Source organism: Micromonospora sp. C97, from assembly GCF_018070385.1.
GTDB lineage: Bacteria > Actinomycetota > Actinomycetes > Mycobacteriales > Micromonosporaceae > Micromonospora > Micromonospora parva.
On the sequence record NZ_JAGPXU010000005.1, the window covers coordinates 295,285 to 319,917 of the forward strand.

Sequence of the window (24,633 nt, forward strand, 5' to 3'; positions counted from 1 at the left end):
TTCATGCTCTGTTGCTGAAGAATTTCTACGACAGCCGGGCCCGGACTTCAAGTCCTGACTGTCGAACCGTTATCACCACCAGCCGTCGCCGGGTCGCCTAGCCTGAGGCGATGCGCCGTCTGCGCCAGCTGGCCGAGCACACCCCGGCTGGGCGGGAACGGTACGTCGACCTGCTCCGCGCGCTCGCCATCACCATGGTCGTTTTCGGACACTGGAGCGTCACGGTGATCGGGCGCGACGCCGCCGGGCAGGCCACCGGCCACTCCGCACTCGGCGACCTGCGCTGGGCGTACCCGCTGACCTGGCTGGCCCAGGTCATGCCGGTCTTCTTCCTGGTCGGGGGGTACGCCAACGCGGCCTCACTGACCCGGCTGCGGGCCCGCGGCGGCGACGCACCCGGCTGGCTGATCGACCGCAGTGCCCGCCTGGTCCGCCCCACCAGCACACTGCTGCTGGTGCTCACCGCCGCGGCGGCGGCCGCCTGGCTGCGTGGTGCCGAGCCGACCCGGATCCGCGAGGTCGTCTGGTTCGCCACCATTCCGCTCTGGTTCCTGGTCGCCTACCTGGCGGCGGTCGTGCTCACCCCGGCGATGTACGCGCTGCACCGCCGTCTCGGCTTGGCCGTGCCGCTGGTCCTGGTGGTTCTGGTCGGCCTCGGCGACCTCGGCCGGCTGATCGGGCCGGAGGAGCTGAGTTACGGCAACTACCTGTTCGGATGGCTCGCCGTCCACCAGCTCGGCTTCGCCTGGCACGACACCCGCACCGTGCCGCCCGCCGGTCGGGCCGCGCCGCCGCAGCCGTCGACCGGCCCGGCTGGCCAGACCGCGCCACCACCCGCCGAGGCCGACGCCGCCGGGCCGTCGACACCCGACCGTCCCGGGGTACGCCGACGACGGCTGCCCACCTCCCGCCGGGCCGGCCTGATGTTCCTGACCGCTGGGATGGGTGCGGCGCTGCTGCTCACCGTGCTCGGCCCGTGGCCCGTGGTCATGCTCAAGGTGCCCGACGAACGGTTCGACAACAGCGCGCCGCCCAGCCTCGCGTTGCTGGCCGTCGCCGCCGGCCAGCTCGGGGTGATCCTGCTGCTGCGCGGCCCGGCGGAGCGGCTGCTACGGCGCACCGGGCCGTGGCAGCTGGTGATCGGGGTCAACCTGGTGGTGCTGACCGTCTTCCTCTGGCACCTCACTGCCGCGATCCTGCTGATCGGGATGCTCGACGCGGTCGGGACGCTGCCCGCCCCGGCGGTCGACACGGCCGCCTGGTGGGCCTGGCGGGTGCCCTGGCTGCTGCTGCTCAGCGCCGTCCTGGTGGCGCTCGTCGCCATCTTCGGCCCGGTGGAGGCGCGCAGCGCCCGGCACCGCACCGGACGCCGGACCGGTCGGGGCAGCCCCGCCCGGGCGGCGTTGGCGGTGGCCGGCTACGCCGCCGTGGTGGCCGCGTTGCTGATCAACAGCGCCACACCGCAGCAGGCGCCCGAGCCGCTCGGCACGCCCGTCCCGGCGCTGGTGGCGTACCTGGCCGGGGCGGGCGTGCTGCGACTGCTCAGGTCTGGGTGGGGAACCCGAGGTTGACCCCACCGTGTCGGGGATCCAACCAGCGACTGGTGACGACCTTGCCCCGGGTGAAGAACCGCACCCCGTCCTCACCGTGCGCGTGCAGGTCACCGAAGAGCGACGACTTCCAGCCGCCGAACGAGTGGTACGCCATCGGCACCGGAATCGGCACGTTGATCCCGACCATGCCCACCTCCACCTCGTGCTGGTAGCGGCGGGCCGCGCCGCCGTCGTTGGTGAAGATCGCCGTGCCGTTGCCGTACGGGCTGGCGTTGACCAGTTCCACCGCCTCGTCGTACGAGCCGACCCGGACCACACTCAGCACCGGTCCGAAGACCTCGTCGGTGTAGATCGACATGTCCGGGGTCACCCTGTCGAACAGCGTCGGGCCGAGCCAGAAACCGTCCGGGTCGCCGTCCGGCGTCACGTCCCGCCCGTCCACCACCGGCACCGCGCCGGCGGCCACACCCGCGTCCACGTAGGAGCGCACCTTCGCCGCGTGGGCGGCGGTCACCAGCGGGCCCATGTCGCAGCCCCGTCGACCGTCGCCGGTGCGCAGACCGGCCATCCGCTCGGCGATCCGCTCGACCAACTCGTCCGCCACCGGCTCCACCGCCACCAGCACCGAGATGGCCATGCACCGCTCCCCCGCGGAACCGAACCCGGCGTTGACCGCCGCGTCGGCGGCCAGGTCCAGGTCGGCGTCCGGGAGCACCACCATGTGGTTCTTCGCCCCACCGAGCGCCTGCACCCGCTTACCGGCGGCCGTCCCGCGCTGGTAGACGTACCGGGCGATCGGGGTGGAGCCGACGAACGACACCGACCGCACCTCCGGGTGGTCCAGCAACGCGTCGACCGCCTCCTTGTCACCGTTCACCACGTTCAGCACCCCGTCGGGCAGGCCCGCCTCGGCGAACCACTCCGCCAGCAACAGCGACGCGCTCGGGTCCTTCTCGCTCGGCTTGAGCACCACCGCGTTGCCGCAGGCCACCGCCACCGGCACGAACCACAGCGGCACCATCACCGGGAAGTTGAACGGCGAGATCACCGCCACCACCCCGAGCGGCTGCCGGATCGTGTACGAGTCGACCTCGGTCGACACGTTCTCGCTGAACGCGCCGCGCAGCGCCGACGGCAGCCCACACGCGTACTCGATGACCTCCAGGCCGCGCTGCACCTCGCCCGCGGCGTCGGCGAGCACCTTGCCGTGCTCGGCGGTGATCACCTCGGCAAGCCGGTCCCGGCGGGCGTGCACCAACTCCCGGAAGGCGAACAGCACCGCCGAGCGCTTCGCCAACGACGCGTCCCGCCAGGCCCGCGCCGCGCGGGCGGCGGCCTGCACCGCGACGTCGACGTCCGCGGTGCAGGCCAGCTCGACCTCGGCCGTACGGCGACCGGTCGCCGGATCGAACACGTCGCCGCGCCGCGCCGACGTGCCGCCGACCCGCTTGCCGTCGATGAAGTGACCGATGCTCATGCCGCCACCCCCGCGCACGAGCGGATCGCGTCGACGAGGATCGCCAGGCCCTCCCGGGCCTCCGCCTCGGTCAGCGTCAACGGTGGACCCATCCGCAGCACGTTGCCGTGCAGGCCGCCCTTGCCGGCCAGCAGACCACCCTCCCGGGCGGCCTCGAAGACCCGGTTGGTCAACACCGGGTCCGGTTCGCTGGTGCCCGGCCGAACGAACTCGACGCCGAGCATCAGCCCCTTTCCGCGTACCTCGGCGACGCAGTCGAGCCCACCCACCGCGGACCGCAGGCCGTCGGCGAGGATCGCGCCGACGCGGGCCGCGTTCGCCTGGAGGTCGTGCTCCAGGAGATAGTCGAGCACCGCGTTGCCGGCCGCCGTGGAGATCGGGTTGCCACCGAAGGTGGAGAAGCTGATGGCCGCCACCGACTCCAGCACCTCGGCCCGACCGACCACCCCCGCGAGGGCGAAGCCGTTGCCGATGCCCTTGGCGAAGGTGAGCAGGTCCGGGGTGACGCCGTGCGCCTGGTAACCCCAGAAGTGCTCCCCGGTACGCCCCCAGCCGGTCTGCACCTCGTCGGCGATGAACAGGATGCCGTGCTCGTCGAGGACCTTCTTCCAGCCGGCGAAGAGCCCGTCCGGCGGGTGCACGAACCCGCCCACGCCCTGGATCGGTTCGGCGATCAGCGCGGCCACGTCACCGGCGGTCTGGGTGGCCAGCACCTCGCGCAGGTCCTCCACCGCCGCGTCGACCTGCTCGTCGGGGCTGAGCCGGGCCATCAGCCCGCGCACCCGGTCGCCCGAGTGCAGCCAGGCCACCTGGAGCGGGTTGAGGCCGCTGGCCGACCAGTTGCGGTTGCCGGTGACCCCCATCGCCGCGTACGACCGGCCGTGGTAACTGTTGCGCACGGCCAGGACCTGGTGCGATCGGCGGTGGTTGGTGGCGACCAGCAGCGCCGCCTCGTTCGCCTCCGTGCCGGAGTTGGTGAAGAACACCCGGGCGTCCGGGATGCCGGAGCGCTGGGCGATCTTCTCGGCCAGCTCCACCTGTTGGCGGATCAGGTAGAGCGTCGAGGTGTGCACGATGCCGGTGGCCAACTGCCGCTCGACGGCCTCCCGGATCTCCGGGATGTCGTACCCGATCATGTTGGTCAGCACCCCGCCGAAGAAATCCAGGTAGCTGCGACCCTGCGCGTCGGTGACCCGGCGGCCCGAGCCGGACACCAGCTCGATCGGCTCGGCGTAGTACAGCGGCATCCAGGACGGGAGCACGGCCCGGTGCCGGGCCAGCAGGTCGTCGGTCATCGTGGCAACCCTTCAGCGGCGTTCGTGGATACCGCACGCTCCCACCGCCAGCCGAGGCGAACAACTGCCACTGTGTAGCGCAGCAGGCATCCGCTCCTGACAGTGCGTCAGACACCCGGCACGCCTCGTCCGGCGGCGCCCAGCGCGGCCCGACGCCGAACCACGCCCAAGGACGTCGACGCGTGCAGCGCCACGGCCAGCATCGTGAACGCCAACCAGCCGGCCACCAGCGCGGCGACCGTCGAATGGTCCTGCCACCAGTGGTACGCGGCGAGGAAACCAACGAGCGCCAGGCTGTTGCGGGCGAAGTGCCGCGTGAACGCCACCAGGTCTCGGCGACCCTCGACGGCCACCAGCACCCCCGAGTACGGAAACGTCACCACCATGGCGCGCAGCACCTCGCCGAGCAGCCCGGTGAGTGTCGCGCCCACCAGGATCACCAGCAGCTTGACCGGCGCCGGCATCCGACGCCCCTGCGCCGCGAGCGGGCCCGACGGTTGCGGCGACGCGGCGGGGCGGTTTCGGCGTAGCAGCAGCATGGCCAGCCCCCACAGCGTCACCGACCCGGCCAACGCCAACTCGAACGGCACCGGCACGGCGAGCAGGACGGCGCTGAACGCCACGTACGCGACGATCCCGGCGGCGTCGGCGAGCAGGATCGGCCAGCGCAGCCGGTGGTGGGTGACTGTCACGACGACGAAGAACAGGTTGAGGCCGAGCACCCCGAGCAGTTGCGCGCCCTCAACCCGGTGCCCGGTGCTCATCAGGGCCAGCGTCATCGGCAGCGGAAGACTGTAGACGAGCGCCCGCAGTCGTACCGATCGGATCAGGCTGACCGCCCAGACAACCGCGGTCACCAGCAGCACGGCCTGAACGGTCATCGGGGGCACACCCTCCGGTCGCGGTCAGTCGAGGAAGGTCGCCGCCTCGACGCAGACCTCGAAGACGTCGGTCAGCCGGGCCAGATCCCCGGCATTCACCGAGAACTGGTTCTCGGTGATCTCGCCGTGCGCGCTCATCCGACCCTCCCAGCACGCCGTACCGTCCCACAGCGTCAGGTTGACGTGCCGGGACGCGTCGACCACGCCCCACGGCAACAGACCCACCCGCACCCCGGCCCGCCGCTGCGCCCGCACCAGGTCGGTCAGCTCGTCGGTGAGCCCAGCGTGCAGAAAGATCCGGGTGACCTGGACGCCACGAGCCAGCGCCTCGATGTTCGTCGCCCAGTAGTGCCGGCCGATCTCGCTGCGCCACCAGCTCAGCTCGCCACTGGCCCTCGGCATCACGTTCGTCACCGCGTCCAACCGCTGTCGGCACTCGCGGGTGCCCCCGAGCAGGTCCTGGCAGTCGCCGCCGGGCCGGATGATCCGACCGACGCGCAGTTGCTCGGTCTCCGCGCGGAACCGTTCGAACCGGCGGCGGGCCTCCTCGGCCACCCGACTGCCCGGATGCCGCTCGACCGCCTCACGGGTGCCGGTGACCACCTCCGGCACGGCGTGCACCAGCCACGGCGGCCCCTCCAGCAGCGTCCGCAGGTGGAACCGGCGCTCGGCGCGGGCCAGCGAGTCGACCAGCAGCGAGATGGTGGTGCCCATCAGCCCAGCGAGCAACGACTCCACGCCGGTTGCCGCGTTGGTCAGGTCCAACGTCACGGACAGCGAGACGGACAGCAGGATGCCGACCAACGCGACCGGGTCGGTGTGCGCCAGCAGCCGGACGATCCCGCCCGCCGAACCGACCCGACCGGGGCGGGATCGGCGAAGCAGATCGGCCATCGAGGTACCTCCCGGGCGCCGGCTGCTGTCAGGGTACGACGGGACGACAACCACTCCCCGGTACGATCCGGCGGTGCCCGAGCTGCCCGTACCGCTGCCCGCCGGTGCGCCGGGCGAGCCCGCCGCCGGCATCGCCGGCTGGGTCTGCGCGGATCCGCTCCGCGGCCTGGTCGCCCGCTTCGGCGGCGCCTGGCCCGACGGCGATCTCACCGAGGTGCTTCGATTCCTGGACGAGTTCTCCGCCCGACACTGGGACTTCCGGGGTGGCCGGGAACGGCCCGACGCACGCGAACCCGACCTCGATCCGGCCACCGCCGCGCTGGTGCTCGACGCGGCAGCCGCGCTCGGGCTGGTCCATCCGGTGCCGCCGACCCGTGGCGCGTACGCCCACCTGGTGGTGCTCGGCGGCCTGGCACACGCCTGCGTGCGCCGCGTCACCTACGCCGCGCACCTGCTGCGTGCCGGGCTGGCGGTGGGCGGCGAGGTGGCCGTGCTGGGCAGCTTCCGGCCGCTGTCCGAGTGGGAACGCGCGACGCTGGCCGACGCTGGCCTGCCGGCCGACGACACCGAGGTGGACGTACTGGACACGGCGGTCCGGCGGGCGTTCGGGGTGGCCGTCCCGGCGGAGCGCGACGGGGTCGACGCAGGCCACCCGCACCACTCCTGGTCGTCGCGGACCTACCACCCCAGGGGCCTGCCGCCGGTACGGGTGCTGGCGGCGCCGTCGAGCGAACCGCACCTGCGGCGGGCGCACACCGCGGACACGCAGCGTTTCTGGGCCGGGCACGCCCAGGTCGCGCCGGGCGATCAGGTGCTGATGCTCACCGCGCCGATCTACGTGCCGTTCCAGCACTGCGACGCGCTGCGCACCCTGGCCCTGCCGTACGGCTGCGGGATCGACACCGTCGGGGTGGACCCCACCCTGCCCGGCCTGGCCCGGCTGCCGGAGCAGACGCTCAGCCCCGGCCGCTACCTGCAGGAGATCCGCTCGGCCGTCCGGTCGATGCGGGCCCTGCACGCGGCGCTGGTCGCCGGCTGACCCGGGCATGGTCGAGGGCCGGCGCACGGCGGATCGCCCGCGCACCGGCCCGGTGGAGCATGGTCAGTTCACGTAGACGGCGGCGTTGCCCTTGGTGCTGTCGCGCACCGGCGAGTACGTCGCCGAGAAGTACGCGGTGCCGAAGCAGAGGGACGGGCCGGAGAACTTGGTGAACGGCTGATTGGTGAAGGTGATCGAGTTGGTGGCGTTGGCCGCCGTGCCGGTGAGGCTGTTGGTGCTGGTCCGGTAGACGCAGGTGATCGTGCCGAGCAACGAGTTCAGCACGACGGTGCTCTGCACCGGCGCCGCCGTGGTGCCGGAGATCTTGACCACGCCGGCGCTGGTGACGGAGGTGGCGTACGGCAGGTTGTTGAGGGCGATGCTCTGCACCCCGGTGGTGCCGAACACGTTGGTGGTGCAGGTGCCGAAGCTCTGGGCGGTGAGGCTCTCGGTGGCGGTGCCCGGGGCGGTCGGGTTGGTGAGCACCTTGGCGCTGAAGCTGGACGCGGCGCACTTGATGCCGGTGGTGCCCGAGGTGGAGCTGTAGAAGGTGGCGTTGGTGCCGGTCTTGAGGCTGGCCTGGATGACGTCGTTGACGGCGACGGCGGTGCCGCCAGCCGTGGGGTAGGTCAGGACGTTGCCGGCGAGCGCGGCTGACGGGTCGGCGGAGGCTGGCGGGGCGGCTACGAGACCGGTCAGCAGCGCGAGGGCGACGAGACCCCCGCCGATTTTTCCGTACCTGAGCATGGTGCTTCCTTCCGGTGGCGGGACGGGAACGAGCGGACCGCGCAGGCGGTCACCGCCGGGCGGGCACGCCGGGCGGCGATTGTGGCCGTCCGAGGTGGACGGCGGTGGTGGTGGAGGCGCCGGGCGACCGTCGGGTCGGGCGCGGGTGACGGAGGTGCCGCGGATCAGCGGGCGGGTCGGCGTGGTGCACTGCGGCGAAGCCGCGTCACCTGCGCCTTTCCGGCATTGGGAGAGCGTTCGTGTTCGGCGATAATGACAGCCATCGAGCCCTCCTTCGACGAGTCAGGGTGACCATCCGGGGAGATCACCAAAGGTGACGGGGAGCGAACTGAGCGTGAGGAAAGTTATAAACCCCGGAGGGTCGCAAAGTCAATGAATCAACGGAGGTCGATGAATTGACCACGCAGAGCCACCCTCAGCCGGCGCCGGCGCCCCTGCCGGGTGCACGCCCGGGCCGCGACCCGGACCGCGCGATCAAGCGCGGCCCGCGACGGGTCTCCGCAGAGGTCGTGGCCGCGACCCAGCGAGACCGCCTCTTCGACGGGCTCGTGCACGAGGTGGCGACGAAGGGCTACGACAACGCCCGGGTCAGCGACATCTGCCAGGCCGCCGGCGTGACCCGGCCGGCCTTCTACGCCCTGTTCACGGGCAAGGAGGACGCCTTTCTCGCCGCGTACCGGCATGGGATCGCCGTGGTGTCACAACTGATGGAGAACGCCTACCGCGAGGCTGGCCCGACCTGGCCGGACGCGGCACGCGCCGCGCTGCGCACCCTGCTGGAGGTGCTGGCGAGCGTTCCGGCGTTCGCCCGGATGGCGCTCGTCGAGGTGGACGCGGCCGGCCCCGACGCCCGCCGCGAGCGCGACGCGCTGCTCACCAGCTTCCGTCGGTTCTTCGTCGACGCCGGCCCGGGGCCGGCGCTCGCCGAGGTGGGCCGCGACGAGCTGGTGTCCACAGTGGTCGGTGGCATCTACGCCACTGTCCGCGGCCGTGTGGCGCGGGGTCGGGCGGCGGAGTTGCCGCAACTGCTGCCGGTGCTCACCTACGCGGCCATGGCGCCGTTCCTGGGCACCGAGGCCGCGATTCAGGCGACCCGGCCGATACGGCCGGACGACGGCCCGAGTACGACCGCGCCATGCGCACCGGCCCACCCCTCCTGATCACACGGTCGGAAACCGCAGCGGTTTCTCACCTTGGCCACATTTAACAAATACCGCCCAAATGGCCGTCACGTGCCGTTGACCTCTCCTTTACTCGGCGGTAACTTCGGCTCTGCGCCCACAGAACGCGGGTCAGGGATGCAATTCCCATTGTCGCCGATGAATCGATCTTAAGGGGAGCCGCCATGTCGGAGGAAACCACACCCGTCGCACCCGGGCCGCCGCGCAGTGGCACGCGTTGGCGTCGGTTCGCCGCCACGTTCGGCATCGTCGTGGCGGGCGCCGCCGGCATGATCATGCTGACCGCCCAGGGCGTGCTGGGCGCGCAGTTCGCCATCTCGGGCATGCCGTTCACGGTCACCGCCGACAGGCTCACCGGCACCGGGTTCGAGCAGTTCGCCACCCTCGACCAGATGATCCCGGACAGCCCCAACCAGGGCGACACCGGTGGACAGGTCCTGGTGATGGTCTCGGCGATCGACAAGGCGGAGCTGACCAACCTCTGCCAGAGCATCAACCTCGGCGGTGTCTTCCTCAAGATCACCGCCGGCAACGGCGACAAACCGGTCACCGCCCGGACCCTTGTGGTCGACGGCGACGAGATCGCCGGCAACGCCGCTTTCCGGAACATCGACATCGGGCAGGACGCCAGCACCCTGGACAAGGTGCCCGGTGTGAAGGGTAACCCCGGCGTCTTCTCCCAGCAGGCGGACTCGATCGTCATCGAGAACCTGCGGCAGAACAACTACGCCACCACCGCTGCCGTCTTCAACCTGCCCAACCTGCGCATGGCGTTCACCTCCGACGGGTGCTGACATGAGCACCGAACAACACCAGACGGCGCCGGCCGTCCGCGAAACCCGCGGGCGGTGGCGCCGCTGGCGGCGGGCCCGCCCGTTCACCGCCGCAGTGCTGATCGCCCTCGGGGGCGCCGAGATGCTGGCGACCCTGCGCGCACCGCTCGGGGTGCTGCTGCACATCGGACCGCAGGGGCTCGCCGCATACCTGGTGCCCACCATCCTCGTGATCTGCGGCGTCCTGCTGATCACCACCCCGCAGCAGCGGGTCTTCTACGCCGTGATCTCGCTGGTGCTCGGGCTGGTCTCCTGGTTGACCTCGAACCTGGGCGGCTTCCTGGTCGGGATGCTGCTGGCCCTGATCGGCGGGGCACTCGCTTTCGCCTGGACTCCGGACAAGGACCACCCTCCCACCGGCGCCGCGACGAAACCCGCGTCGGACGAGGACGAGAACGAGCACGAGGACGCCGCCGACACAGTGCTGCTGCCCGGGATGCGGTCACCGGACCCCAGCCCGGTCGACCGGGGCTGAGTCAGCGGGCGGTGTCGGCGACGGCCTGGGCGAACACCTCGGAGCGGTGCTCGTAGTTGCGGAACCGTCCGTAACTGGGCGCGGCCGGGGAGAGCAGCACCACCCCGCCGGCCGGTGTCACCTCGCGGGACAGCCGGACCGCCGCCACCAGGTCGTCGACCAGTTCGGTACGCACCTTCGGCAGGCCGGCGAGCACCTCGACGATGCGGGCGCCGCTGTCCGGGATCCCGATCACGGTCAGCTCCCGCTCGGCCAGGTGCTCGGCCAGCGGCGTGTAGTCCAGACCTCGGTCGTTGCCCCCGACGATCACCGTCAACGGCCGCCCGTCGTACGCGTCGATGGCGTGCATGGCCGCGTACGGGCTGGTGGCCAGGGTGTCGTCGACGAACGTCAACCCGGACGGGTCGGTGATCTCGGTGAGCCGGTGGGCCAACCCCTGGAACTCGGCGACGGCGACGGCGAGGTGGTCCTTGCCGGCCAGCACGTCCACGCCGAGCGCGTCCAGCACGGCGAGCGCGACGCAGAGGTTGCCCTCGTTGTGCCGGCCGACCAGCGGCAGCACGGCGCGCGGGAAGAGCGGCTGGTCGCCGACGTGGAACCACTGCGTGCCGTCGGCGCCGGTGGCGACGTGGAAGGTGTCGGGGCGACCGGCCCGGATCGCCGGCAGCTCACCCAGCTCCGCGGCCAGCCGGGGGTCGGCACCGTTGACCACGATCGTCTGCGGGTCGTGGGCCAGCAGGTTCAGTTTGTCCCGGTAGTACTCCCGCTCCCCACCGTGCGCGTCCAGGTGCTCGGGGAACAGCGCGGTGACCACTGCCACCCGGGGCGAGTCGGTGAGGTCGCTGCACTGGTAGCTGGACAGCTCCAGCACGTACAGCTCCGCCTCCGGCAGGTCCAGGGTCGGCACCCCGATGTTGCCGCCGAAGACGTTGGGCCGGCCCATCGCGGTGAGCAGGTGACTGATCAGGCTGGAGGTGGTGCTCTTGCCCTTGCTGCCGGTGACCCCCACGGTGCGCGCGGCGTGGTCGGCCATCCACAGCGCGGTGCCCTGGGTCACCATGATCCCGCGTCGGCGCAGCTCGACCAGCCACGGGTGGGTCTGCGGCACGCCCGGGGAACGGACCACCACGTCCGCGGCGGCCAGCCGTTCGAAGCCCGCCTCACCGGTGACCAGCGGCGCCGCCTCGGCCAGCGGACCGTCCCAGGGCAGCGACAGGAAGTTCGCGCTGTCGTCGACGGCGACCAGCTCGGCCGGACCGTGCGCGGCGATGGCGGTCACAGCGGCCCGGCCCTCCCGGCCGGTGCCCCAGACGGCGACGGAACGACCGCGCAGGTCAGAAAGGCGCACGAGGATCTCCTCGGGGGTCACGGCGGCGGCGGGCAGGGCCCGGTCCGGACACGGCCGGACGAACCAGGGCCTAGTATGGCGTGTGCCCAACGAGCAGCTCCGGCGGATGGACGCCTTCACCTTCCCGTCCTACTCGATCGACTTCGCCACCGGCGAGGTGTTGTTCGACTACGCCCTGACCGGCCCGGCCGGTGAGCAGCGGTTCACCGAGGTGATCACGCTTCCACTGCCGGCGGAGCCGCCGTCCGACGAGACGGTGGCGACCCTCAACCGGGTGCTGGAGGTGCTGCACCTCGTCGCCGGGGTCAGTTACTACAAGGCCGCCGCGCCGCCCCGACTCGTGCTGTCGGCGCCGCTGGGCGCGGCCACCGTCGACTACGTCACGGCCATCTACACCAAGGGCCTCGCCGAGTACGCGTACCGCAACCAGCTGCCGCACGTGCTCCAGCTGCGCCCGGAGGTGCCGGCCGGCACCCCGGAGTCGCCCCGGGTGTACGACGACTCGGACCGTCGCCCGCTCTCGGCGGTCGGCGGCGGCAAGGACTCGATCGTCAGCCTGGAGGCGCTGCGCCGCGCCGAGCTGGACCCGGTGCCGTTCTCGGTCAACCCGAACCATGTGATCGTCGCCGTCAACGAGGCGTCCGGGCTGGTCCCGCTGGCCGCCCGGCGGCGCATCGACCCGGTGCTGTTCGACCTGAACGCGGCGGGCGCGCTGAACGGCCACATCCCGGTCACCGCCATCAACTCGCTGATCGCGGTGGCCACCGCCGTGCTGCACGGGTTGGGCCCGGTGGTGATGTCCAACGAGCGTTCGGCGTCCGACCCGAACCTGGTCTGGAACGGCCATGAGATCAACCACCAGTGGTCCAAGGGCGTCGAGGCGGAGGGGCTGCTGCGGGCGTCGCTGGCCGAGCACGCGGGCCTGACCGAACCGTACTTCTCGCTGCTGCGGTCGCTGTCCGAGCTGCACATCGCCCGGCTGTTCGCCGAGTTCACCCGGTACGACGACGTGGTGACCAGCTGCAACCAGGCGTTCAAGCTACGCGACGCGAGTGAGCGCTGGTGCCGTGACTGCCCGAAGTGCCGGTTCGTCTTCCTGGCCATGGCGCCGTTCATGCCACGGGAACGGGTCACCCACATCTTCGGCGGTGACCTGCTGGCCGACGAGTCGCAGATCCCCGGCTACCGCGAGCTGCTGGGCGTGGACGGGCACAAGCCGTTCGAGTGCGTGGGCGAGGTCGAGGAGTCGGTGGTGGCCCTCGGCCTGCTCGCCGAGCAGGACCAGTGGCGCGACGCCCCGGTGATCCAGGCCCTGGTGGACGCGGTGCCGGCGACGGCCTGGTCCGCGGTGGCCACGTCCGACGTCTTCACCCCCGGCGGCCCCAACCACATCCCCCCCACCTACGCAAAAGCCCTGAACCAACTTATGTGACGCGCTAGACGTTCAGGCCCGCGCGCCGGCTCCCGCGCCGGTGTTGCGAACCCTCCCCCCGCCGTGGGTCGCATGATCGCGGCGGCTGGCCGGTGGAGTGTGTGTGGCGCTGCGCCTTTGGAGCTGATGTCGTAAACGAATCGAGCGAGGCAGGCCGAGCCCCGGGCGGGACACGCCAAGCCCAGCACGTCAGGGCGGCCCAAGGTCGAGCGGACCAGGGCCGGCCCAGGACCGGACCGGACCCAAGGCCGAACCAGGACCGGGCCGGACCCAGGGCCGCACCGAAGTCAGCGCCCGGCCGAGTAAGGCCAGGGGATGATTCGTTTACGACATCAGCTCCAAAGCGTGCCCGACCCAGACGTTCACCCCGACGCCGAGCCGTCCGCCGCCGCCGAATCGGCAACACAAGGAGCCACGTCAGGGCGCTCGGACCGCTTCCAGGGCCAGGAGAGCTACGTGGAGCGACAGGGCGGCCTCTACCGAGTCGAGGTCCACGTCGAGGATCCGGGCGATGCGGGCCAGGCGTTCGTAGAAGGCCGGTCGGGACAGGTGGGCGACGGCGGCCGCGGCGGACTTGTTACGACCCTGCTCCAGGTAGGCGCGCAGGGTGTCGAGCAGCTGCTCCCGGGGGTGCCGGGCGTCGTACTCCAGCAGCGTCCCGAGTTCGCGTTCGACGAAGGTCTGCAACCGGGGCTCGTCGCGCAGCAGGTGCAACAACCCCGCCAGACCGACGTGGGGTAGCCGGAAGATCGGCAGGTCGCGCCGGTCCCGGCGGGCTGCCTCGGCGATCTGCCGCGCCTCGACGAGCGACCTTCGGGCCTCCCGCAGGCTCCCCACACCCGATCCGGCGGCGACGATCACGGCAGCCGGGCCGGCACCCCGGGCCGGGTCGACACCGGCGGTGGACGCGCGGCCGGTGCCGGCGTCGAGGCGTACCCGATGAAGGGCGCTGGCGAACGCGGACAGCGCGCGGTCCTCGGCGGCCGGGTCCGGTAGGGCCAGCAGCGCGCCCACCGAGTGGTCGTCGACGGCGCTGGTCAGTGCGGTCAGCTTCGCCTCCCGCACCGCCTGCCCGACTGCCTCGGCGAGATCCCGCAGCCGGGCCTGGGCGGCCTCGGGGCCGACCTCCCCGGCGGCGTCGTCGGCGCGGTGCCGGACCATCACGCCGACCAGGTGACGCCGGTCGAGCACCACGCCGAGCGCCTTGGCGCGCAGCCCCACCTCGTCCACCGGGCGGGAGTGGTCGAGCAGCGCGGTGAGCAGGGTGCGGTGGATCTGCCGTTCCAGGCCCTCGGCGTCGCGGCGGATCAGCCGGCCCAACGCGAGGGTGGACGCGGCCCGCTCGATCAGGATGGTGAGCCGGGTGGGTGGGCCGACGGTCGGTTCGCCGGCCTGGGCGCTGGGCACGTCCCCGCTGGCCGGCCAGCGCAGCAGCAGCCGACCCCAGTCCTGCCCCCGGGCGCCGACGGTGGTCACCAGCCAGCCGCTGTCCAGGTCGTACGCGGTCCGCCCGGCCGGGCGGATCCGGCGAGAGTGCTGCTCCCAGCCGTCGAGCAGCAGTTCGGCGCTCTCGCCCGCCGGGTCGTACCCGAGCACCTGCCGGGACAGGTTCTCCAGCACGACCGGGCAACCCGACAGCTCGGCGGCCTGCCTGATCACCTCGGCGGTGTCGGCGCCTTCGACGGAGAGGTCGTTGAACCGTTGGTGGATCTCCTCGGTGGCGCGCAGCTCGGTGAGCTGCGCGTCGACGATCAGCGCGTGCACCGCCTCGGTGATCCGGACGAACGGGGTGGCCCGGCGCAGCTCCACCAGCGGCAGCCCGCGCCGGTCGGCGGCGGCGGCCATCACCCGGGGCACCCCGCTGAGGTAGCGGCGGCCCAGCTCGACGACGAGCCCGGACACGCCGACGTCGGCGAGGTCGCCGATGAAGGCGCGCAACCCGGCGTCGTCCGCGGGCAGGCCGATGCCGGTGGTGAGCACCAGTTCACCGCCGCCGAGCAGGGTGGCGATGTCCGGCACCTCGGCCACGTGCACCCAGCGGACGGGTCGGTCCAGCCCGTCGTCCCCGGCGACCACGCGCGGCGCGCCGTGGCGGACCGGGTCCAGGGCGAGGATCTCACGGACGGTAGGGAACACGGCCGACACGCTACCGTCCGTGACGCCGGAACTCGACTTGCCGCCGCGGGCCGGGACCGCCGGGCTCAGTCGACGCCGAACTCCATAGCGGCGCGGTCGAGCGCCTCGTCCTCCGGCGAGGCGACGCCCCGGGAGGCGATGGCTTCCGCGCCGCCCTGGGGCATGGCACCGATCAGGCCGGTCGAGGCGGCCTGCGCGGCCCCGATCATGCGCTGCGGGTTGCCGCCGCCGACCAGGCCGAGGGAGGCGTACTGCTCCAGCTTCGACCGCGAGTCGGCGATGTCCAGGTTGCGCATGGTGAGCTGGCCGATCCGGTCCGACGGGCCGAACGCCGAGTCCTCGGTACGCTCCATCGACAGCTTGTCCGGGTGGTAGCTGAACGACGGGCCGGTGGTGTCCAGGATCGAGTAGTCCTCGCCCCGGCGCAGCCGCAGCGTCACCTCGCCGGTGACCGCCGTGCCGACCCACCGTTGCAGCGACTCGCGCAGCATCAGGGCCTGCGGGTCCAGCCAGCGGCCCTCGTACATCAGCCGACCGAGGCGGCGGCCCTCGTTGTGGTAGTTCGCCAGGGTGTCCTCGTTGTGGATGGCGTTGACCAGCCGCTCGTACGCGTAGTGCAGCAGCGCCATGCCGGGCGCCTCGTAGATGCCCCGGCTCTTGGCCTCGATGATCCGGTTCTCGATCTGGTCCGACATGCCCAGACCGTGCCGGCCGCCGATGGCGTTGGCCTCCAGCACCAGGTCGACGGCGCTGCCGAACTCCTTGCCGTTGATGGTGACCGGGCGGCCCTGGTCGAAGCCGACGGTGACGTCCTCGGTCGGGATCTCCACCGACGGGTCCCAGAACCGGACACCCATGATCGGGTTGACGGTCTCGATGCCGGTGTCGAGGTGCTCCAGGGTCTTGGCCTCGTGCGTGGCGCCCCAGATGTTGGCGTCGGTCGAGTACGCCTTCTCGGTGCTGTCCCGGTAGGGCAGGCCGCGCTCCAGCAGCCACTCCGACATCTCCTTACGCCCACCCAACTCGGTGACGAAGGCGGTGTCGAGCCACGGCTTGTAGATGCGCAGCATCGGGTTGGCCAGCAGGCCGTAGCGGTAGAACCGCTCGATGTCGTTGCCCTTGAAGGTCGAGCCGTCGCCCCAGATCTGGACGTCGTCGGCGACCATCGCGCGCACCAGCAGGGTGCCGGTCACGGCCCGGCCCAGCGGGGTGGTGTTGAAGTACGCCCGCCCGCCGGTGCGGATGTGGAAGGCGCCGCAGGTCAGCGCGGCCAGGCCCTCCTCGACCAGGGCGGCGCGGCAGTCGACCAGGCGGCCGAGTTCGGCGCCGTAGCTGAGCGCGCGACCGGGCACCGACGCGATGTCGGGCTCGTCGTACTGGCCGATGTCGGCGGTGTAGGCGCAGGGAATCGCGCCCTTGTCGCGCATCCACGCGACCGCGACGGAGGTGTCGAGGCCGCCGGAGAAGGCGATGCCGACACGTTCGCCCGTGGGCAGGGAGGTGAGAACCTTGGACACGGGGAAAATTATGCAATAGAACGCATGGCCATGCAAGCCGAAGGGTCTACTCGCCGCCGAAGGGCGGGTCGTCGCGGCCCAGCTCCCAGAACGCCACCGCCGCCGCGGCGGCGACGTTCAACGAGTCGACGCCACGGCGCATCGGAACGACCACCCGCACGTCGCTGGCGGCCTGGGCCGCCGCGGTGAGGCCGGGCCCCTCCGCGCCGAGCAGCAACGCCGCCCGCTCCCGCTGCGCCGGGGTCAACAGCTGGATCGGTACGGCGTCCGGCGCGGGCGTCATGGCGAGCACCGTGAAGCCGGCCTCCCGCACCTGGTCCAGGCCCCCGGGCCAGCTGTCGAGCTTCGCGTACGGCATCGCGAAGACCTCACCCATGCTGACCCGGACGCTGCGCCGGTACAGCGGGTCGGCGCAGGTCGGCGAGAGCAGCACCGCGTCGACACCGAGCGCGGCAGCCCCCCGGAAGATCGCGCCCAGGTTGGTGTGGTTGTTCACGTCCTCCAGGACGACGACCCGGCGCGCGGTGGCGAGCACCTCGGCCGCCGTCGGCAGCGGCCGGCGGTGGAACGACGCCAGCACCCCCCGGTGTACGTGGAAGCCGGTGGCCCGTTGCAGCACGTCCTGGGTGGCGGCGTAGACCGGTGCGTCGCCGGTGTCCAGGTCGGCGAGCTGGTCGATCCGCTTGGCGTCGACCAGGTACGACCGGGCCGGGTAGCCCGCGCGCAGCGCCCGGCGCAGCACCAACTCCCCCTCGGCGATGAACAGGCCGTGCGGTGGTTCCCAGCGGGTGCGCAGCTCGACGTCGGTGAGCGCCCGGTAGTCGGCGATCCGGTCGTCGTCAGGGTCGGTGATCTGGTGTACGGGCACCGGACGATTCTGCCGGATGCGGGGCAGCGCGCTCCGACGCCCGCACGGCGGGGTGTTTTGTCCGAAGAAGAAGGGGAATGACCGGCGGAGTATCGGACTCGACGGGAAGGACCAGCCAGGTGAGCGCAGACCACACGGCACCCGGCGAAGTGGGTGCCCTGCCCCGGCGCCCGACCGTCGCGGACCACATCGTGTCGCGGCTGTTCAGCTGGGGCGTACACCGCTACTTCGGCTATCCCGGAGACGGCATCAACGGCATGACCTCCGCACTGCAACGCACCAACGGGCGGGCCCAGTTCATCCAGGTCCGCCACGAGGAGACCGCCGGCTTCGCCGCCTCCGCGCACGTCAAGTACGGCGGCGGCCCGCTCGGCTGCGCGCTGGTGACCAGCGGACCGGGCGCGATCCACCTGCTCAACGGCCTGTACGACGCGAAGCTCGACCACCAGCCGGTGATCGCCCTGGTCGGGCACACCGCGACCACCGCCGAGGGCGGCGGCTACTACCAGGAGGTGGACCTGCTCGCCCTCTACAAGGACGTGGCCGCCGCGTTCCTGGCCCAGCTCGACAACCCGGCGCAGGTACGCCACCTGGTCGACCGGGCGTGCCGGACGGCGCTGGCCCGGCGTACCGTCACCGCCCTGGTCCTGCCCCTGGACATCCAGGACGAGCCAGCCGTGCCCAACCCGCCGCACGCGCACGGCTACTACCAGACCAGCAACGCGCCGAGCAGCACGCCGACGGTGCCACCGGAGGCGGACGTACGCCGGGCGGCCGAGGTGCTGCGCGGCGGGCAGCGGGTGGCCATGCTGGTCGGCCAGGGTGCCCTCGGCGCGCGCGACGAGGTCCGCGAGATCGCTGACCGGCTCGGGGCCGGCGTGGCCACCGCGCTGCTCGGCTTCACCGCCGTCGACCATCGCGAGCCGTGGGTGACCGGCGCGATCGGGCTGCTCGGCACCCGACCCAGCTGGCAGCTGATGAACGGCTGCGACCGGCTGCTCATCGTGGGCAGCAACATGCCGTACTCGGAGTTCTACCCGCCGCCCGGACAGGCCCGCGCGGTGCAGATCGACCTGGACGGCACCCAGCTCGGGCTGCGGTACCCGACCGAGGTGAACCTGACCGGCGACGCCCGCCCCACCCTGCGGGCGTTGCTGAACGAGCTGGGCCCCGGCCCCGGGCCGACCGCCTGGCGGGCGGAGGTCACCGAGGCCACCTCGGCGTGGCGCCGGGTGCAACGCGACCTGGCCGAGCAGAGCGCCGAACCGGTCAACCCGCAGTTGCTCTTCCACACCCTGAACGAACGGCTACCCGACGACGTGCTGCTCGCTGTCGACTGCGGCACCACCACCGCCTGGTACGCCCGGCACATCCAGGTACGCCCCGGGATGCTGGCCAGCCTGTCCGGCACGCTGCTGTCCATGGGCGGTGCCATGCCGTACGCGCTGAGCGCCAAGTTCGCCCACCCGGACCGACCGCTGGTCGCGTTGATCGGCGACGGCGCCATGCAGATGAACGGCGTCAACGAGCTGATCACCGTGGCGAAGTACTGGCGCAGTTGGGCAGACCCGCGCTTCGTGGTGCTCGTGCTCAACAACCGGGACCTGGCGTTCGTCAGCTGGGAACAGCGCTCCACCGAGGGGACGCCGATGTTCCCGGACAGTCAGCAGTTGCCGGACATCGCCTACCACCAGTGGGCGGAGGTGCTCGGGCTGCACGGCGAACTGATCGACTCACCGGAGCAGGTGCGCGACGTCTGGGACCGGGCGCTCACCGCCGACCGACCAGTGGTGATCAACGCCCTGGTCGACCCGGCCGAGCTGATGCTGCCCCCGCACTTCACCGCCGAGCAGGCCCGCAACACCGCTGCGGCGGTGCTGCGCGGCGACACCGACTGGGCCGGCATCATCCGCCGCGGCCTCCCCGCCACCCTGGCCAGCTACCGCCCCCGCCGCCGCGAACGCTGAGGCGTCAGCCTCGGCGGTCCAGCCAGCGTTGCAGGGCTGAGCGGGGGTCCTGGGTGGGCTCCTGGCGGTCGGGGACCGCTGGGCGCTCCACCGGGCGGCGTGGTTCGCCGGCCAGCTCCTTGCTCGGTGCGGCGAACGCCTTCTCCGGCTGGCCCTTCACGGCGGTGGCGATGACCCGGGCGACCGCGTCGATCACCTTGGCCTGCACCGCCGACCCCACCGAGTCGGCCGGGTCGTCCGGGTTGGCGGCGATACCGGCCACCGCGACCTGCGGGGTGAAGCCGACGAACGTCTCGGTGGAGTTCTGCTCCGAGCTACCCGTCTTACCGGCCACCGGCCGGCCGTCGAGGATGTCGTCGACGCCGGTGGCGGTGCCGCCGTTGCACTGCCCGAACGCGGACTGCTGACCCACCGGGCAGCGCGCCGCGTCGGTCGCGGCGCGGGCGACGTCGGCGTCGAGAACGCGCTTGCAGGAGGGCTGCCCGACCGGCACCTTCGCACCGTCCGCGCCGGTCACCGAGACCACCGGCAGCGGCGTGCAGTAGGTGCCCTCGGCGGCCACCGTGGCGTACGCGTTGGCCAGGTCGAGGGGGGTGGTGGCGGCCACGCCGAGGGTGAACGAACCCCAGTTCTTGGCGTTGTCCTTGGCGAAGGCGGCGTCCGAGTCGGCACGGAAGGTGATGCCGAGCCGCTGCGCCATCTCGACCACCTTGTCCTGGCCGACCTGTTCGGCCAGCCAGACGAAGTAGGTGTTCACCGAGCGGCCGAAGCCGTCCCACATCATCCGGTACCCGTCCATCCAGTCCGGGTTGGCGTTCGCCGGGCACCAGCGGCCGTCACAGCTGCCCGGCCCCTCGGCGGCGTACCGGGTGGGCAGCTTGGCGGGAGCGTCGAAACCGGTGGAGAGGGTACGGCCCGACTCCAGCGCGGCGAGCATGGTGAACAGCTTGAACGTCGAACCCGCCTGGTACCCGTCGACGCTGGCGCCGCCGGAGATCAACGGGTTGACGGTGTGCGGGTAGTTCGCCTGCCCGGCCGGGTTGTCGGCGAGGCTGTAGTGCCGGTTGACCGCCATCGCCAGCACCCGCCCGGTGCCGGGCTGGACCGCCGCGATCGGCAGGGCGCGCTTGTTGTCGTAGGAGTAGACCTTGGTGGCCTGCTGCTGCGCGGTGGCCTGGATCTTCGGGTCCAGCGAGGTGACCACCGTGTAGCCGCCGGAGCGCAGCGCCTGCTCGCGCTCCGCGACGGTGGCCCCGAAGGCCGGTTGGGTCAGCCACCAGCGGCGCAGGTAGTCGCAGAAGTAGCCCCAGTCGTCGTGGCCCTGGGAGACGGCGGTGCAGCCGTTGGGCTGTGCGGTGGGGCGCAGGGCCAGCGGCTCGGTCTTGGCCTGGGCGGCCTGCGCGGCGGTGATCGCGCCGGTGGCGACCATCGAGTCCAGCACGTACGACCGGCGGGCCAGCGCCTGCTCCTTGTCCCCGTCGATCGGGCTGTACGCGTCCGGGGACTGCACCAGACCGGCCAGCAGTGCCGACTCGTTGAGGGTCAGCTGCGCCGGAGATTTGCCGAAGTACCGCTGGCTGGCCGCCGCGATCCCGTACGCACCGGAGCCGAAGTAGGCGATGTTCAGGTACCTGTCGAGGATCTCGTCCTTGCCGAGGCTCTTGTCCAGCGCGCTCGCGTACCGGATCTCCTGGATCTTGCGACCGACGGTCGGGTCGGTCGCGGCGGCGCGCTCCTCGGCGGTGCGGGTCGGGTCGGTCTTCAGCACGTTACGGACGTACTGCATGGTCAGCGTCGAGCCGCCCTGTTCGGTGCCGCCGCCCTTGACGTTGGCCACCAGTGCCCGGGCGAGGCCGCGCAGGTCCGCGCCACCGTGGTCGTAGAAGCGCCGGTCCTCGGCCGCCACGATCGCCTGCCGCATCACCGGGGCGATCTCGGACAACGGGACGTCGGTGCGGTTCACGTCGTAGAACGTGGTGATCAGCGTCTTGCCGTCGTTGGCGTACAGGTACGAACGCTGCGGCGTGGCCGGGGTCTTCAGCGAGGCCGGCAACGCGGCGTACGACCCGAGCGCGGAGCGGGCGGTGAGCCCGAGCAGCAGGTTGCCCGGCAGCGCGGCGACGGCCAGGACGAGCCCGGCCAACACGCCGGCGAGCAGCACGGTGAACAGCCGCGACAGCGGCGAGCGGGGGGCGGCCATGCAACCCAGGATTGCCACAAAAACCGCCAACCGACCACCCCCAGAGCCCGATTGTCACCAACTTCACGGCCCCCCACCAGCCAACCCCCAGCCAGCGGCTGCCTCCCCGCTCCCCGCTCCCCGCTCCCCGCTCCCCGCTCCGATGATCATGGGGTTAGCGGGAGGTTTGATCACGGAATCGCCCGTCAACCTCATGATCACCGGAGCTGGCCGAGGTCCGGGGTGGGGCTGGCCGGGGGTTAGGGGTTGGGGTTGGGGGTGCTGAGGCTGGCGGAGGCGGCGTCTCTGGCGGTTTCGCGGGGCATCAGGCGGCCGGAGCGGTAGCCGATGCCGATGCCGGCGATCAGCACGAAGATCGCGCCGAAGGTCTGGAGCGACCCGATCAGTGCCCCGCCGAGGCCGAGCAGCGGCGCGGCGATGATCAGCATGACGCCGTCGCCGAGGCTGAAGGTGCCCGAGCGGGCCACCGCCCACCCGGTGAGGAACCAGCCCGCGCTGTAGAACGTCGCGCCGAGCAGGACCAGCGACCGCGCGGTGGTGCCGAAGACCGGTGTCTGCTCTTCGAACCCGGCGAACGGCAGCATGAGCACGGTGCCGGCGATGCTGACCAGCAGCCCGGCGGCGGCCACCCGGCGGCTGCGGGTCGCGGCCAGCAGCCCGGTGAGCGCCAGCAGCGCGAGCAGGCCGAGCCAGACCGCGGCGACCCAACCGATGAGGTACACCGCCTGGCCGTCGGCCGGATAGGGGTCGTTGCCCACCCCTCCGTCGCTGGCCATCGCCACCGCGCCGTAGAGGATGGCGTACGCGGGCAGCAGCCAGACGGCCGCCCGGGCGAACCGACGCACTGACCAGGCCCAACTGGCGTTCGTGGCGGGGGCGCCCGGGGTCGGCTCGCCGACGAAGGGCAGTACGCCGAACCCGCCGCCGCTGCGCCGGGAGCCCAGCGGGGCGACCGGGTCGTGCGCGCCGGGCACCGGGGCCGAGGACCACATCCGATTCGCCGGATCCTTCATGCGTCACCTCGCTCGTCGTCGAGCGGTGCACCGACGCGCCGGGGCGCCCCGATTGCCTGGTCACCACCCGTCCTAGGACCGATGGTGGCAGGCGTCGGAGCGCCCCATGAGTCTTTCTCGCATTTAGCCGGCCGGGTGGCCGGTGTCCTGCGTCAGCCGCGCTCGCGCTGGTCGGCCGGGTCCTCGGTCAGGCTGGCCGGAGACACCGGCTCCGGGGCGGGCAGCCCCTGCGGCTTGTTGCCGCCGGTGGCCTGCGCCTCGGCGACGCGTACCTCGTCGTGGATCTGCTGGGCGGCGGCCGCCGCGGCCTGCGCCGCCTCCGCAGCCTCGCGCTCCACCTGGCTCGCGTGGTCCGCGGCCTCCGGTGCGGGCAGGTCCCCCACCATCTGGCTCAGCCCACCGAGCGCGCCACCCATGCCCTCCAGGGCCTTGGTCAGTTCGGCCGGGACGATCCAGACCTTGTTGGCGCTGCCCTGGGCGATCTGCGGCAGGGCCTGCAGGTACTGGTAGGCGAGCACCTTCTGGCTCGGGTTCGCCTGGTGGATCGCGTCGAAGACCGTACGGATCGCCTTCGCCTGGCCCTCGGCCTGCAGGATCCGGGCCTGCCGGTCACCGTCGGCCCGCAGCACCGCCGACTGCTTCTCACCCTCGGCGGTGAGGATCTGCGACTGCTTGTGCCCCTCGGCGGTCAGGATCGCCGCGCGGCGGTCCCGCTCGGCGCGCATCTGCTTCTCCATCGAGTCGCGGATGCTGGCCGGCGGCTCGATCGCCTTGATCTCGACCCGGGTCACCTTGATGCCCCAGCGGCCGGTGGTCTCGTCCAGCACACCCGAGAGGTGCCGGTTGATCTCGTCCCGGCTGGTCAGCGCCCGCTCCAGATCGAGCGAACCGATCACGTTACGCAACGTGGTGACCGTCAACTGCTCGATGGCCTGGAGGAAGCTGGAGATCTCGTAGGTCGCCCGGACCGAGTCGACCACCTTGAAGTAGAGGACAGTGTCGATCGAGACCACCAGGTTGTCCGAGGTGATCACCGGTTGCGGCGGGAAGCTGACCACCTGCTCCCGCATGTCGACCTTGGTACGCACCGCGTCGATGAACGGCACCAGCAGATTGAGGCCGGGGCTGAGGGTGCGCTTGTACTTGCCGAGCCGTTCCACCACATCCTGGCGCTGCTGCGGCACGATCCGCACCGCCTTGGCCAGCGTAATCACGGCGATCAACGCCACCGCGATGATCAGCACACCGATGACCGTCATCCGTTCACCCTCTCGCTTCCGGCAGCTCGCCGGCGGAAGAAACATCGTCCTGCCACACCAGGGCTGTCGCGCCCCGGACCTTTATCACCCGAACCCGTTGACCGGGCTCGAAAGTCTGCGTCGTGTCATACGGTCGGGCCGTCCACAGTTCCCCGTCGATCTTGACCAGGCCGTGCTCGGCGTCCACCCGTTCCAGCACCAGCGCCGTGGAGCCCTCGATCGCCTCCACGCCGAACGGCTGCTCGCCGCTCTCCAGCGCGGAGCGGCTGTGCCGCCGGATGACCGGTCGAACCACCAGCAGGCTCAATGCCGACACCACCGCGAAGACCAGTGCCTGCACGGCGACCGGCGCCCCCAGGGCGGACGCACCGGCAGCGGCGAACGCACCGGCTCCGAACATGATCAGAAATAGCGTCGTCGTGAAAATCTCGGCGACCGCCAGCACCACACCCAAAACGATCCACACCACGGCGTCCACACCGCAAGGGTGACACGTTAATGCACGAGCAGCCCACCCG

The 24,633-nt window shown here is 71.8% G+C and carries 20 protein-coding genes; 7 read left to right on the forward strand and 13 right to left on the reverse strand.

Going from position 1 to position 24,633, the window contains the following annotated elements; genetic code table 11:
- The first annotated feature begins 110 nt into the window (after positions 1 to 110).
- Positions 111 to 1,571, forward strand: a complete 1,461-nt coding sequence (locus KBX26_RS10870; protein ID WP_210865344.1) for an acyltransferase — start codon at positions 111 to 113, stop codon at positions 1,569 to 1,571.
- Here the strand turns inward: KBX26_RS10870 and KBX26_RS10875 are convergent.
- The 4 genes from KBX26_RS10875 to KBX26_RS10890 all read right to left on the reverse strand — a co-directional run bounded on the left by KBX26_RS10875 (position 1,543) and on the right by KBX26_RS10890 (position 6,100).
- The gene (locus KBX26_RS10875) at positions 1,543 to 3,030 is read right to left on the reverse strand and encodes a CoA-acylating methylmalonate-semialdehyde dehydrogenase (RefSeq protein WP_210865345.1); all 1,488 of its coding nucleotides are present in this window, start codon (positions 3,028 to 3,030) and stop codon (positions 1,543 to 1,545) included. The two genes, KBX26_RS10870 and KBX26_RS10875, sit on opposite strands and share 29 nt — an antisense overlap.
- On the reverse strand, positions 3,027 to 4,325 hold the full coding sequence (locus KBX26_RS10880) for an aspartate aminotransferase family protein (protein ID WP_210865346.1): 1,299 nt from the start codon (positions 4,323 to 4,325) through the stop codon (positions 3,027 to 3,029). The genes KBX26_RS10875 and KBX26_RS10880 overlap by 4 nt, the downstream gene beginning before the upstream one ends.
- Before the next feature lie 107 nt (positions 4,326 to 4,432).
- The gene (locus tag KBX26_RS10885; protein WP_030337767.1) at positions 4,433 to 5,206 is read right to left on the reverse strand and encodes a hypothetical protein; all 774 of its coding nucleotides are present in this window, start codon (positions 5,204 to 5,206) and stop codon (positions 4,433 to 4,435) included.
- Between the two features lie 24 nt (positions 5,207 to 5,230).
- Positions 5,231 to 6,100 carry a hypothetical protein gene (locus tag KBX26_RS10890; protein ID WP_030337766.1) on the reverse strand — a complete coding sequence of 290 codons (870 nt, stop codon included), beginning with the start codon at positions 6,098 to 6,100 and terminating at the stop codon, positions 5,231 to 5,233.
- A 73-nt stretch (positions 6,101 to 6,173) separates the two neighbouring features.
- Here KBX26_RS10890 and KBX26_RS10895 point away from each other — a divergent pair, with 73 nt between their 5' ends.
- Entirely contained in the window at positions 6,174 to 7,139 is a 966-nt protein-coding gene (locus tag KBX26_RS10895) for a hypothetical protein (RefSeq protein WP_307857797.1), read from the forward strand.
- Between the two features lie 63 nt (positions 7,140 to 7,202).
- On the opposite strand, the gene KBX26_RS10900 is transcribed toward KBX26_RS10895, so the two are convergent.
- Complete coding sequence (locus tag KBX26_RS10900; protein ID WP_210865347.1) at positions 7,203 to 7,886, reverse strand: Tat pathway signal sequence domain protein; 684 nt, start codon at positions 7,884 to 7,886, stop codon at positions 7,203 to 7,205.
- 509 nt (positions 7,887 to 8,395) lie between these two features.
- Here KBX26_RS10900 and KBX26_RS10905 point away from each other — a divergent pair.
- The 3 genes from KBX26_RS10905 (at position 8,396) to KBX26_RS10915 (ending at position 10,375) form a co-directional block, all read left to right on the forward strand.
- Positions 8,396 to 9,046: a TetR/AcrR family transcriptional regulator gene (locus tag KBX26_RS10905; protein ID WP_307857798.1), complete on the forward strand. Its 651-nt coding sequence runs from the start codon at positions 8,396 to 8,398 to the stop codon at positions 9,044 to 9,046.
- Positions 9,047 to 9,231: 185 nt separating this feature from the next.
- Entirely contained in the window at positions 9,232 to 9,861 is a 630-nt protein-coding gene (locus KBX26_RS10910; RefSeq protein ID WP_030337762.1) for a DUF6230 family protein, read from the forward strand.
- Between the two features lies 1 nt (position 9,862).
- Entirely contained in the window at positions 9,863 to 10,375 is a 513-nt protein-coding gene (locus KBX26_RS10915; RefSeq protein WP_245233774.1) for a DUF6114 domain-containing protein, read from the forward strand.
- 1 nt (position 10,376) lies between these two features.
- Here KBX26_RS10915 and murD read toward each other — a convergent pair whose 3' ends face one another.
- Positions 10,377 to 11,723 (reverse strand): UDP-N-acetylmuramoyl-L-alanine--D-glutamate ligase, encoded by a 1,347-nt coding sequence (murD, locus tag KBX26_RS10920; RefSeq protein ID WP_210865349.1) that lies wholly within the window; start codon positions 11,721 to 11,723, stop codon positions 10,377 to 10,379.
- A gap of 82 nt (positions 11,724 to 11,805) precedes the next feature.
- On the opposite strand from murD, the gene KBX26_RS10925 reads away from it, so the two are divergent.
- Entirely contained in the window at positions 11,806 to 13,155 is a 1,350-nt protein-coding gene (locus tag KBX26_RS10925; protein ID WP_210865350.1) for a hypothetical protein, read from the forward strand.
- Between the two features lie 417 nt (positions 13,156 to 13,572).
- On the opposite strand, the gene KBX26_RS10930 is transcribed toward KBX26_RS10925, so the two are convergent.
- The 3 genes from KBX26_RS10930 to KBX26_RS10940 are packed head-to-tail and all read right to left on the reverse strand — an operon-like array spanning position 13,573 to position 17,703.
- Positions 13,573 to 15,360: a PucR family transcriptional regulator gene (locus tag KBX26_RS10930; protein ID WP_374224267.1), complete on the reverse strand. Its 1,788-nt coding sequence runs from the start codon at positions 15,358 to 15,360 to the stop codon at positions 13,573 to 13,575.
- Positions 15,357 to 16,808, reverse strand: coding sequence for an argininosuccinate synthase (gene argG, locus KBX26_RS10935; protein WP_030337757.1), 1,452 nt, complete (start codon positions 16,806 to 16,808; stop codon positions 15,357 to 15,359). The genes KBX26_RS10930 and argG overlap by 4 nt, the downstream gene beginning before the upstream one ends.
- A gap of 46 nt (positions 16,809 to 16,854) precedes the next feature.
- Positions 16,855 to 17,703 (reverse strand): RNA methyltransferase, encoded by an 849-nt coding sequence (locus tag KBX26_RS10940; protein ID WP_247680500.1) that lies wholly within the window; start codon positions 17,701 to 17,703, stop codon positions 16,855 to 16,857.
- 92 nt (positions 17,704 to 17,795) lie between these two features.
- Here KBX26_RS10940 and KBX26_RS10945 point away from each other — a divergent pair, with 92 nt between their 5' ends.
- Positions 17,796 to 19,643 (forward strand): thiamine pyrophosphate-requiring protein, encoded by a 1,848-nt coding sequence (locus KBX26_RS10945; protein ID WP_210865352.1) that lies wholly within the window; start codon positions 17,796 to 17,798, stop codon positions 19,641 to 19,643.
- A 4-nt stretch (positions 19,644 to 19,647) separates the two neighbouring features.
- On the opposite strand, the gene KBX26_RS10950 is transcribed toward KBX26_RS10945, so the two are convergent.
- From KBX26_RS10950 to KBX26_RS10965, 4 genes are all read right to left on the reverse strand, one after another.
- Positions 19,648 to 21,843, reverse strand: coding sequence for a transglycosylase domain-containing protein (locus KBX26_RS10950; RefSeq protein WP_247680449.1), 2,196 nt, complete (start codon positions 21,841 to 21,843; stop codon positions 19,648 to 19,650).
- Positions 21,844 to 22,082: 239 nt separating this feature from the next.
- Positions 22,083 to 22,856 (reverse strand): hypothetical protein, encoded by a 774-nt coding sequence (locus KBX26_RS10955; RefSeq protein ID WP_030337790.1) that lies wholly within the window; start codon positions 22,854 to 22,856, stop codon positions 22,083 to 22,085.
- A 152-nt stretch (positions 22,857 to 23,008) separates the two neighbouring features.
- Positions 23,009 to 24,115 carry an SPFH domain-containing protein gene (locus KBX26_RS10960; protein WP_030337791.1) on the reverse strand — a complete coding sequence of 369 codons (1,107 nt, stop codon included), beginning with the start codon at positions 24,113 to 24,115 and terminating at the stop codon, positions 23,009 to 23,011.
- A gap of 4 nt (positions 24,116 to 24,119) precedes the next feature.
- Positions 24,120 to 24,593 carry an NfeD family protein gene (locus KBX26_RS10965; RefSeq protein ID WP_210865353.1) on the reverse strand — a complete coding sequence of 158 codons (474 nt, stop codon included), beginning with the start codon at positions 24,591 to 24,593 and terminating at the stop codon, positions 24,120 to 24,122.
- Between the last annotated feature and the right edge of the window lie 40 nt (positions 24,594 to 24,633).